Source organism: Paenibacillus sp. BAC0078 (genome assembly GCF_054483875.1).
Map to the genome: position 1 here is coordinate 19,053 of NZ_JBTLRW010000004.1, position 11,746 is coordinate 30,798.

Consider the following 11,746-nt stretch of genomic DNA (forward strand, 5'->3'; position numbering starts at 1 on the left):
TAAAATAAAAAAATGTTTGACTGTAAGTGGATATGATGCTAATATTCAAGTGAAAACGGATAACTTAAGCTAAACACACGTTTTTAATGGATTAATTTATCTAAACTTTAATGAACGGTGGTAAAAAAGTTCGAAGGGAAAGGTGATTTCTATGCAGGTCTCCCTCAGTGAGAATCGGCGGTCATTCGTAGTAAACGACAAACCTTTTTTCTATTTGGCGGATACAGTATGGAGTGCATTTACCAATGCTTCTATTCAAGAGTGGGCCGAATATCTGGAATATCGTAAAATGCAAGGCTTCAATGTTCTGCAAATCAATATTTTACGTCAGTGGGATGCCAGTGAATCAGATATTGCCATCGAGCCCTTTGGCTTAGATCCAAACGGTTATTATGACTACCATAAGCTGAATGAAGAATATTTTGACAGGGCTGATGAAATGCTTGGCATGGCTGTGGAGCAGGGATTTGTTCCCGCCTTGGTGCTTCTCTGGTGCAACTATGTTCCGGAAACCTGGGCAAGCATGTTCCAGAAGGACAATAAAATGCCGCTGGATTGTGTAGAGCCTTACGTCAACTACGTTGTGAAGCGTTTTTCGAAGCATAAACCTATTTTTCTAGTAAGCGGTGACACTGATTTTCCGAATGAAGCTGCAAACGCCTATTATATGAAAGCTTTGGAAACGGCGTGTGCTGTAAGCCCTTCCAGCCTGAAGACGCTCCATATTCAAGGCAGGTTAAGAGAAATACCGGAAAAGCTCGAGCAGCATGAGGGCATTGATTTCTATATGTATCAATCCGGCCATAATTCACAATATCAATCTACGGCGTATGAAATTGCCCGGCATTTTTATAAGAAGTCATGGATCAGACCCGTCATAAATGGTGAGCCTTGTTATGAACAGATAAGTTACAGCCGGAATGTGTATGGCCGGTATTCCCGGTTTGATGTAAGGAAAGCAGCCTGGCAGAGCTTGCTAACCGGTGGAGGTGCAGGAATAACCTATGGAGCTCACGGGATCTGGAGCTGGCATAAAAAAGGCAAAAAATTCGGAATTGTTGAAGGAGAGGGCTTCGATCAGCCCTATGACTGGAGAGATGCCCTGCGGTTCGAGGGAGCCTGGGATTACTCTTTTATCAAATATTTATTTGAGAATTACAACCTTACAGGTCTCCAGCCTGCAGAGATTCTATTGAATCCGTCGCCGGAAATACGTGCCGCCGCTAGTGGGGATACTATCGTAATCTATGTTCCAGTGAATACCAAGCTGCGCCTGAATCTGGATCTCCAGAAGTACTCTTTTACAACGATTGATCTTGAGAATAGACGATTCGCGGCAACCGAAATGTCTGCAAGCGGCAACCAAACGACGATTCATATGCACCGTTTCGAGTCTGATGTTGTTCTTATTGGGGAAAAGAATTGACCTGCTGATCACTCTTGTTCGTTTGGGAAACGCATACATTCTATATTTTTATAACTTCAGAGGGAGTGACAGAAATGAATTATCAGAAAACAGCACACGCTATCCTTGACTCGGTGGGGGGACCCGGCAATGTGAACAGTGTTATACACTGCATGACGCGTTTGAGATTCAAACTCAAGGATGACAAAATCCCGGACAAGGAGCAGATCAAACAAATTGATGGCGTAATCACTGTTGTTGAAAGCGGTGGGCAATACCAGGTGGTCATCGGCAATGATGTTCCGAAGGTGTACGCCGAACTGGCTGCGAAGCTGGGAATCCGGGCGGAAGCTGATGCCGAGCCTGCAGAAGAGAAGAAGGGCAGTATTTTCAGCCGTTTCGTGGATATCGTCACTGGTGTGTTCACGCCTGTAGTTGGCGGGCTGGCTGCTGCAGGGATTCTCAAAGGGCTGCTGTCTCTATTTATTACGCTGCACTGGTTAACCGAAGATATGGGCACATACAAAATTTTGTTCGCTACAGCGGATGCCCTGTTTTACTTTTTACCGGTATTGCTTGGATTCTCGGCCGGGAAAAAGTTTGGCGGGAACCCTTATTTGTCAGCAATTTTAGGAGCAGCACTTGTCTATCCGACTATGGTATCGGCTTACTCCGAGGGCGTTAAGCTTACTTTTCTTAACATCCCAGTTGTGTTAATGAACTATACTTCATCTGTTATTCCAATTATTATAGGTGCCTTTTTTGCCGCAACCATTGAAAAGTGGTTCAACAAATTTATTCCATCGTCCATCAAAATGTTTGTGGTCCCGCTGTTAACCTTAGTGATCGCTTCGCCTGTTGTCTTTCTTGTGGTAGGTCCTGTAGCAACCTTTATCAGTAATATGCTTGCCGATGGAGCTATGGGTGTGTATAGTCTCAGCCCTGTTGTTGCCGGTCTTATTCTTGCCGGAGTTTGGCAGGTGCTCATCATTTTTGGACTTCACTGGGCTTTCGTGCCGATCTTGATCAATAATGTTGTGACCAACGGGTTCGACCCCATCAATGCCATGCTGTTTTGCACCACCTTTGCCCAGACGGGCGCTGCGTTTGCCATTGCCCTGAAAACACGGGACAAACGTTTAAAACCCATTGCTACCTCTGCCACAATCGCAGGTATTATGGGTGTGACTGAGCCTGCTATTTATGGTGTAACCTTGCCAACCAAGAAACCATTTATTTTAGCTTCGATTATGGCCGGTATCGCCGGATCTGTTGCCGGGATGTTCGGGGCGAAGGCTTACGGCTTTGCTGTGGGAGGAGTATTCGGTATTCCGCTGTTTATCGGACCTGAAGGTGTTGACCGCGGGTTTATAGGATATTTGATCTCATTGGTGGTTGCGTTTGTAGGGGCCTTTATTGTTACCCTCTTGTTCGGATATAAGAACGCTCCTGTTGCTGCAGCCGGACAAGATCAGGAAAGACCACATGTAAAGGTATCCCAAATGAGCGATGAGAAGGAAAAGGCTGTACTCAGCCCAATGTCAGGCGAGTGGAAGCCATTAACTGAAGTTCAGGATGAAGCTTTTTCCACCGGCGCAATGGGTAAAGGGGCAGCGATTGTACCAAGTGTTGGAGTGGCATATGCGCCTTTCAATGGAACGGTAGTTACCATGTTCAAAACCAAGCATGCGATCGGCCTGATTTCTGATGAAGGCGTGGAAATGCTTATCCACATTGGAATTGATACCGTAAAACTGAAGGGCGAGCATTTCACCAGCTTTGTCAAAGAAGGAGATTCAATTGCTAAAGGAGATAAGCTGATTGAATTTGACAAGGATGCGATCCGCCGTGCCGGATACGATATTACAACTTCTGTGATTGTATCGAATACGGCAATGTATTCGGAGATTACAGTAAATAAATATGACAATGTTGATCTAAACGATGTTTTGTTTCTAGTTAAAGAGTGATTAGTTAAGCACGGAAAATTTCAAAAGCGGGGAGCGTTAGGAATGCTCCTCTTTTTTTGCGAAAATCAACTAAAATATATATTTTATTTTATATTAAATTAAGTTAAAAATAACTAAAAAGTCGATTGACTATCCATTTTTTCAGTGATATTATTGCTTTATTAAGTGAAATATCTGTTAGTTTCAACTAAAGTTTAGTTAATTTTATATTGAAGATTATGAACTTTTCAGAAGGAGAATTTAGATGAAAAAACTAAAACTTGGCTATGTCCCGACTCGACGTTTCACCTTCAGTGCCGAAGATGCCTTCAAATACAAAGTGGAAATTCGCCGGCAAATGGAGAGCTTTAATCTGGATATTGATATTGTTGATATTGACGGGCTTAATCACGAAGGGCTTCTATATGACGATCACGTCAATGCGGATCAGATTGCGAAGCACTTGAAGGCGGAGGAAGTGGATGCGGTATTTTTTCCACACTGCAATTTCGGGACGGAAGATACGGTCGCACGTGTCGGTAAAGCGCTTGGCAAACCCGTATTGTTGTGGGGGCCAAGGGATGAAGCTCCGCTGGCGGATGGGATGAGGCTGCGCGATACCCAGTGTGGAATTTTTGCTACCGGAAAGGTGCTGCGCCGATTCAATGTTCCCTTTACTTATGTAACGAACAGCTGGGTAACTGATCCGGTATTTGAACGGGGATTCACGAACTTTATCGCTGCAGCCAATGTTGTCCGCCAGTTTAAAAGCCTGCGGATTCTGCAAATTGGACCGCGGCCCTCTTCCTTCTGGACGATGATCTGCAACGAGGGTGAACTGCTGGAGCGTTTCGGAATCGAGATTCACCCGATCACGCTGGTGGATATCCAGCTTCGCACGAAAAAAATCGCCGCCGGCAATAGCTCCGAATTGCAAGAGACTATTGATTACATTAAGGAGAAGCTGGATTACAGCGAAGTGACGGAGGATGACGTTAAGCGGATAGCTGCACTAAAAGTAGCGATGAAGTCTTTTGCCAGAGAAACCGGAAGCAGCGCGATCGCAATCCAGTGCTGGTCTTCGCTGCAGGACTCCATGGGCATCATGCCTTGTCTGGCTAATGCCATCCTAACCGACGAACAGATTCCGGTTACCTGCGAAACCGATATACACGGCGCCATCACTTCGGTCATGGTGCAAGCGGCTGCTATGAATACAGCCCCTACCTTTTTTGCCGACATTACGGTGCGTCATCCCGAGAACGAAAATGGCGAATTGCTCTTCCATTGCGGCAATTTCCCGGTATCCCTGAGCGTTGAGAACAAGCCTAAATTACGTAAGCACTTCTTGTTTGATGATCATTCACCGGGCACACATGAAGGCGAAATTCGCGGCGGAGGGATGACGCTTGCCCGCTTCGACGGTGATCACGGCGACTATTCTATCTTTTTAGGCAAGGCGCGCGGTATTCAAGGCCCGTATACACGCGGCTCCTACGTCTGGGTTGAAGTCAACGACTGGCCATTATGGGAAGAAAAGCTGGTCAAAGGACCTTACGTGCATCATTCCGTCGGTATTCATGCAAATGTTATTCCGGCTATTTATGAAGCCTGCAATTATATTCCCGGTCTGAAGCCAGATCCGGTGGACCCTACCGAACAAGAAATCCAGCGCTGGCTCCGCGGCTCGGATCTGCTTGCGAACCGATAAAATTTGGCGTTCAAGGAGGAAGTTATGAATATTCAAGAACTGAAGATGAAGGCTGCGCAGATACGCATGGATTTACTGACAATCATTCATCGTGCCAAGACAGGACATACTGGGGGCTCCCTGAGCAATACGGATATTTTAACCGCACTCTATTATGAAATTATGAATATTGATCCTAACCGGCCCAAGTGGGAAGAGCGGGACCGTTTTATCGCCAGTAAAGGCCATTCGGTGGAATCGCTTTGGTGCATCTTGGCGGATCGCGGATTTTTTCCTAAGGAAGAGCTTGAAACCTACAGTCAATTCGGCACACGTCTGATCGGTCATCCCAATAATAAGGTGCCCGGCATTGAAATGAATACTGGAGCATTAGGCCATGGTTTGCCTATTTCCGTCGGAATGGCTTTGGCCGCCAAACGCGATGGGCGCTCTTACCGGGTTTTCTGCTTAATGGGCGACGGGGAACAAGCCGAAGGCTCGAACTGGGAGGCGGCTATGGCCGGAGCCCACTACAAGCTGGACAATCTCGTAGGAATCATTGACCGCAACCGGCTGCAAATCAGCGGGTCTACCGAAGAGGTGATGGGACTCGAGCCTTTGGAAGAGAAATGGTCTGCTTTTGGCTGGAATGTGATTTCGGTAGACGGCAACGACATGGAGCAATTGGTGCATGCGTTCCGCTCGGTTCCAGAGGTTTCAGGCAAGCCGACACTTATAATGGCCAATACAATCAAAGGCAAAGGTGTATCCTTCGCTGAGAATGTTCCGGCCTGGCACCATCATGTGCCTAGCGATGAGCAGCTTCAGCTTGCACATGCCGAGCTTCAAGGCTACATCGACACTTTAAAATAGAAAGGAAAGGTGAACCACCTATGAATACAATTCCTAATCGTCAGGTAATCTGCGAAACCTTGCTGGAGCTGGCTAAAGACGACCGCGATATCATGGTGTTGGCCAGCGATTCCCGCGGCTCCGCAGCTATGGCGCCTTTCGCTAATGCATTTCCGGAGCAATTCGTTGAAGTAGGGATTGCTGAGCAGAATATTGTGGGCATGTCCTCGGGGCTGGCCCATAGCGGAAAGAAACCGTTTGTCACATCACCTGCCTGCTTCCTCAGCATGCGCAGTATCGAGCAGATCAAGGTGGATGTTGCTTATTCTCGCACCAATGTGAAATTGATCGGGATCAGCGGCGGTGTAAGCTATGGCGCACTTGGCATGTCGCATCACTCGGTGCAGGATATCGCTGTTGCTCGTGCTATACCTGGCCTGGCTATCGTACTACCGGCAGACCGGCATGAAACCAAGAAAATGACTGAGGCATTAGTCAAATATGACGGAGGCGTCTATGTCCGGATCGGCCGCAACGCCGTTGAGGATGTCTATGAATCAGATGACTACGCCTTTGAGATTGGCAAGGCTGTAATCATGAAGAGTGGAACGGATGTTACGATAATTGCGGCTGGAGAAACAGTGCGCATTGCTTTGGATGCTGCTGAACTTTTGTCCGCTGAAGGCATTTCCTGCCGTGTGATCAATATGCATACGATTAAGCCGCTGGATGAAGCAGCCATTATTGCAGCCGCCAAAGAAACAAAAGGCATCATTACTATTGAGGAACACAGTATTTATGGAGGGCTTGGCGCCGCTGTCGCTGAAGTTGTCGTGCAGAACGAGCCGGTTCCGATGAAGGTGATCGGTATCCCGGATGAACCGGCGATTGCCGGTAAAACAGCCGAAGTCTTTCAGCATTACGGCCTCACAGGCGACAATCTTAAACAAGTGGCAATAGAATTGATCAATAAATAAAGGTGAAGCTAATGGAACTGGAGCCAAAGTATATTTTAGCTGTCGACCAGAGCACCTCGGGGACCAAGGTCCTGCTTGTGGATCGGCAGGGAGAAGTGATTCATGACGCTTCACTGGAGCATCGGCAGTACTACCCGCAGCCGGGATGGGTGGAGCATGACCCTGTTGAAATATATAACAATGTGCAAAAATGTATAGCTGCAGTTCTTCAAAAGGCAAACATTTCTGCGGGTGAGCTTGCGGCGCTGACGATCACCAACCAGCGTGAGACCGCCCTTATGTGGGACAGCATCACCGGACTTCCTGTCTATAATGCCATTGTCTGGCAGTGCCAAAGAACGGCTGAAATCTGTGCACAGCTCAAGAAAGACGGCAAAGAACATGTAGTCCGTTCAAAAACCGGGTTGATGCTGGACCCTTACTTCTCCGCCGCGAAATTCAAATGGATTCTTGATCATGTGGCGGAAGCTCCGCAGCTGCTGGAGGAAGGCCGGTTATTGGCCGGAACGATAGATAGCTGGCTGATCTGGAAGCTGACCGGCGGCAAGGAGCATGTGTCGGATTATTCCAACGCGAGCCGAACCTCTCTTTTCAATATCCATACTTTGCAGTGGGATGAGGAACTGGCGGCCTTGTTCGGAGTGCCGGTTGCTATTCTTCCCAAGCTCAAGCCTTCCGATGCTGTCGTTGGTTATACGGACGAACCAAGCCTGTTCGCGGAACAGGTTCCCATTGCCGGCGTTATCGGAGACTCGCAAGGAGCGCTGTTCGGCCATCTGTGCTGGGAGCCTGGCATGGCCAAAGCAACCTATGGCACAGGCACCTCAATACTGATGAACGCAGGAGAGAAGCCGGTTGATGGCGGGGAGGGGCTTGTTACCACTATCGCCTGGGCGGCCGCCGGAAAGGTTGTCTATGCCCTTGAGTCGGTCATACGCACGTCGGGAGACAGTATTAAATGGACCCGGGACAATCTGGGGTTATTCTCTTCTTTTGATGAGATGCAGCAATTAATTTCCGGGATTTCTTCCACTGAGGGAGTTTATTTAGTGCCGGCCTTTGTTGGCCTGGGTGTTCCATACTGGGACCCTTATGCAAGAGCGGCGATCATTGGGATGAACCGGGGAACCTGTAAAAATCATATTATCCGCGCCGCTCTGGAAAGTATCGCTTATCAGGTGCGTGATGCCGTGGATTTTATGCAACAGCAGTCCTTGATTACATTCAGCGAGCTTCGCACGGATGGCGGAGCATCCTCCAATGCCTGGCTGATGCAGTTTCAAGCAGATATTCTAGGGAATTCAGTTGCTTGCTCCACCCGCGCTGAATTGTCGGCGATGGGTTCTGTCTATCTGGGAGGTCTTGCAACTGGATTTTGGTCCAGTCTGGATCAGATTGCTTCAGGTACAGACAAATATAAAGTCTACCAAGCTTCGATGAGCGAGCATACAAGAGAGGAATTGTATAAAGGCTGGCAGAATGCGGTGCGCTCAGTAATAAGTCCCGAAGCCCAGCAAGTGTAGACCTCGAATTCATATTAACTGGAGGTAGTTGATGATCAGAACCAGTACAAAAGTGGAAAAAAGCTTTCCCGCAACCTTTCTGTGAAAAACAAGAGCCTTCAAGTCCGCTTTCACAAGGGATTTGAAGGTTCTTGTGTTCGGATAGGGAGTTTACGGTTATTATGCAGTATTCAACATCTAATATTTTCCAGGTTTGTTCTTTAATTTGTATATGGATAAAAAAGCAAAAGTTATTATAATTGTAAATGTAAGCGCTTTTACTAGTGGCGTTGTTGATCAAAAAATAGGACAAGTATATTTAAAGGAGGAGAACTTTTGAAAAAGGTAAACTTATTAAAGCTCGTCGGGACCTTAGTCTTAGCTGGTTCGCTGCTCACCTCTACTTTTGTGGGGAACGCGAATGCCGCACTGGTAAATGGAGGGAAATTTCTGGGAAATGTGATTGCAGGCAGCATTCCATCCAGCTTCTCAACCTATTGGAATCAGGTTACACCCGAGAATTCTACAAAATGGGGTTCGGTAGAAGGTACACGCAACTCTATGAACTGGGGCCAGGCGGATATGGCCTACAATTATGCGAACAACAACAGAATGCCTTTCAAATTCCATACGCTGGTATGGGGAAACCAGGAACCGACATGGGTCTCCTCGCTGTCCGCTGCTGACCAGAAGGCAGAGGTCACTCAGTGGATTCAGGCTGCGGGTCAGAGATACGGTAATTCCGCTTACGTAGATGTAGTAAACGAACCCTTGCATGCGAAACCCTCGTATCGGAATGCCATCGGCGGTGATGGTTCAACCGGTTGGGACTGGGTGATCTGGTCCTTCCAGCAGGCGAGACAAGCATTTCCGAATTCCAAGCTGCTCATTAACGAATATGGAATCATTAACGATCCTTCGCTGACTGACAGATATGTGACCATTATCAATCTGCTGAAAAACCGGGGGCTGATCGACGGTATCGGCATTCAATGCCATTATTTCGGCATGGACAACGTGAGCACGTCTACGATGAATACGGTATTAGGCAAGCTTGCTGCTACGGGATTGCCAATCTATGTATCTGAGCTGGATATGACCGGTGATGACAATACCCAGCTAGCCAGATACCAACAGAAATTCCCGGTCCTATGGCAGCATCCTTCGGTCAAGGGCGTGACGCTCTGGGGCTACATTCAAGGACAAACATGGGAGACCAATACACACTTATTGAACTCTAATGGGACAGAACGCCCGGCACTCAAGTGGCTGAAACAATATTTAAGCGGAGCAACCAGCAACGCTACGGAAGCTACTACGGAAGCCACTATGGAGGTCACTACAGAGGTCACTGCGGATTGAATCGGGAGCGGTCGGATGGACAGGTAGCTCTGCTGCTCTCCGGCCTTGTTCAACCACAGCATGGAGTGCCAAGAAAACGGATCCTTGCAAGCGGATATTGCCACGGCGGGCAGTGTATCTTCTCCGGAAATGGAAGATGGCATGTCGGCAAATTGGTAGCAACACAGGTGAGGTACGCTTATACGGCGTGCTTCACCTGTTTTTTTTGTAAGATAAGGATTGGTTAAATCAGACTATTGGAATACCGGCTCTGTTGAAGATTCGTTTCAATCGTTCCTCCTTTTCCTCACTCCAAAGGCTTGATGGAGAAAGACTGAAGGTAGGGACAGGAATACCTGACAAACGCACGGCTTCTTTGATCGAGGAGATAAAGGGCTCATCCAGACTGTATAGCGGCGGGATCTCAATAATCTTCCGGTGATATTCAAGCATCTCTGCACAATCGTTATTCTGGAAGCTGCTATACACGCCGAGCATAAGCTGCGGGGCAAAATTGGCGCTGGCTGCGATGGCTCCGGCTCCCCCTGCCGCAAGGGTGGGCAATAAATATTCATCAAATCCGCAGAACACAGCGAACGCCGGATTGACCTCTTTTACCTGCATGACCATCTGGCGGATATGGCTCAATTGATCCACCGTTTCCTTGATTCCGATCACCTGGGAATAACGTGCCGCGAGGCGGCTGACAAAAGCAGGACTCAAATCCTGACCGGTAAGCGCAGGAAAGTTGTACAGCATCAGGGGGAGATCGGACGCTTCGGCAATGGCGGAGTAATGCGAGAACAAGGTTTCCTCACTCAGCTTGCAGTAGTAGGGATTGATCACGACAACGCCGGTGGCGCCGCTTCTGGCAGCATGCTGAGTAAGGCGGATCGCTTCGAAGGTAGTGTTGCTGCCCGTTCCAATCCAGACCGGAAGGCGTCCGTCCGTACTATCTATGCAAAACTCCGCAATTTCCTCCCGCTCCTCTGCGCTGAACTGGCTGAACTCCCCGGCTGTTCCCAGGAAGAAGAGACCATGTACGCCATTCTTAATCAAGCTGTCGATCAGCGTCTTCATTCCAGTGCGGTCAAGTTTTCCTTTTTCATTCAAAATGGTCGGTACAGGGGGAATAATGCCTGCATTTGCATGAATAAGATTCATTTTATTTTTGCCTCCTGGTTTGTTATTATAAACATGAGATTATTATATTGAACTAGAAACGCTTAATCAAATATTTTTTAGGAGAGGAGATTGAGGTTTGGACCGAAAATATTGGGTTCCCGCTCTGGAAAGGGCGGATTTGATTCTTACGGCAATTTCCAAGAAGCCCGGAGAGTACAAGCTGATGGATCTGTGTGAGGCGACAGGCATCAATAAAAGCTCGATGTTTTCTCTTCTGCGCACGATGGAAGCATTGGCCTGGGTGAAGAAGGATGAGAGTGAAGCATATGCGCTTGGCGCAGGGGTCTCTTATTACAATACGGTTTTTAATGAATCCCGTAAGCAGAACACTAATCTGGTGGAGCATTTTCTGAAGCTTGCTTCGGAGAGCGCCAAGAACGTCGGTGAGACCTTTCAGTTATCGGTTCTGGACCGGAGCGAAATCCTGTATTTAGCCAAGCAGGAAGGTGCCTCGCTCGTAAAATTAGAGTCCAGCCCGGGGATGCGGTTCCCGGCACATGCGACAGCGATGGGGAAGATGATGCTCGCCCTGCTTCCTTTGGAAGAGCTGGAAAGACGTTACCCGGACAGAACCTTATCCCCGGTCACTGCACGTACGGTTACAGATTGGAATGAATTCCTGGCTGTATTGGCTGTTATCCGCAAGGACGGGTACGCAGTGGACCATGAGGAGGTTATTCAAGGAATCTGCTGTGTCGCCGCACCGGTTCTTGATGCTTCCGGGAATGCTGTTGCGTCAGTGAGCACCTCGATGCTGCAGCATGCTTATGCCGACAAACAGGAGTCTGCGGTAACGGAAGTTGTTCGCCTTGCCAAGAAATTATCTTCTTAAAGAAAGAAGGGTT

The 11,746-nt window shown here is 48.0% G+C and carries 9 protein-coding genes; 8 read left to right on the forward strand and 1 reads right to left on the reverse strand.

The features are described from left to right. The first annotated feature begins 151 nt into the window (after nucleotides 1–151). The 7 genes from ACX1DY_RS09475 (at nucleotide 152) to ACX1DY_RS09505 (ending at nucleotide 9,737) form a co-directional block, all read left to right on the forward strand. Nucleotides 152–1,426, forward strand: coding sequence for an apiosidase-like domain-containing protein (locus ACX1DY_RS09475; RefSeq protein WP_458964304.1), 1,275 nt, complete (start codon nucleotides 152–154; stop codon nucleotides 1,424–1,426). 74 nt (nucleotides 1,427–1,500) lie between these two features. Next, nucleotides 1,501–3,375, forward strand: a complete 1,875-nt coding sequence (locus tag ACX1DY_RS09480; protein WP_458963950.1) for a beta-glucoside-specific PTS transporter subunit IIABC — start codon at nucleotides 1,501–1,503, stop codon at nucleotides 3,373–3,375. Nucleotides 3,376–3,619: 244 nt separating this feature from the next. After that, a complete protein-coding gene (locus ACX1DY_RS09485) occupies nucleotides 3,620–5,065 on the forward strand; it encodes an L-fucose/L-arabinose isomerase family protein (RefSeq protein ID WP_458963951.1) in 1,446 nt (481 codons plus the stop codon). Nucleotides 5,066–5,089: 24 nt separating this feature from the next. Further along, a complete protein-coding gene (locus tag ACX1DY_RS09490; protein ID WP_458963952.1) occupies nucleotides 5,090–5,917 on the forward strand; it encodes a transketolase in 828 nt (275 codons plus the stop codon). Nucleotides 5,918–5,937: 20 nt separating this feature from the next. Further along, complete coding sequence (locus ACX1DY_RS09495) at nucleotides 5,938–6,873, forward strand: transketolase family protein (protein WP_458963953.1); 936 nt, start codon at nucleotides 5,938–5,940, stop codon at nucleotides 6,871–6,873. 11 nt (nucleotides 6,874–6,884) lie between these two features. Next, nucleotides 6,885–8,396 (forward strand): glycerol kinase GlpK, encoded by a 1,512-nt coding sequence (gene glpK / locus ACX1DY_RS09500; protein WP_458963954.1) that lies wholly within the window; start codon nucleotides 6,885–6,887, stop codon nucleotides 8,394–8,396. A 315-nt stretch (nucleotides 8,397–8,711) separates the two neighbouring features. Next, on the forward strand, nucleotides 8,712–9,737 hold the full coding sequence (locus ACX1DY_RS09505; protein WP_458963955.1) for an endo-1,4-beta-xylanase: 1,026 nt from the start codon (nucleotides 8,712–8,714) through the stop codon (nucleotides 9,735–9,737). Between the two features lie 228 nt (nucleotides 9,738–9,965). On the opposite strand, the gene ACX1DY_RS09510 is transcribed toward ACX1DY_RS09505, so the two are convergent. Further along, nucleotides 9,966–10,880, reverse strand: coding sequence for a dihydrodipicolinate synthase family protein (locus tag ACX1DY_RS09510; RefSeq protein WP_458963956.1), 915 nt, complete (start codon nucleotides 10,878–10,880; stop codon nucleotides 9,966–9,968). 97 nt (nucleotides 10,881–10,977) lie between these two features. Between ACX1DY_RS09510 and ACX1DY_RS09515 the strand changes: the two genes are divergently transcribed. Further along, nucleotides 10,978–11,733: an IclR family transcriptional regulator gene (locus ACX1DY_RS09515; RefSeq protein WP_458963957.1), complete on the forward strand. Its 756-nt coding sequence runs from the start codon at nucleotides 10,978–10,980 to the stop codon at nucleotides 11,731–11,733. Nucleotides 11,734–11,746 lie beyond the last annotated feature (13 nt).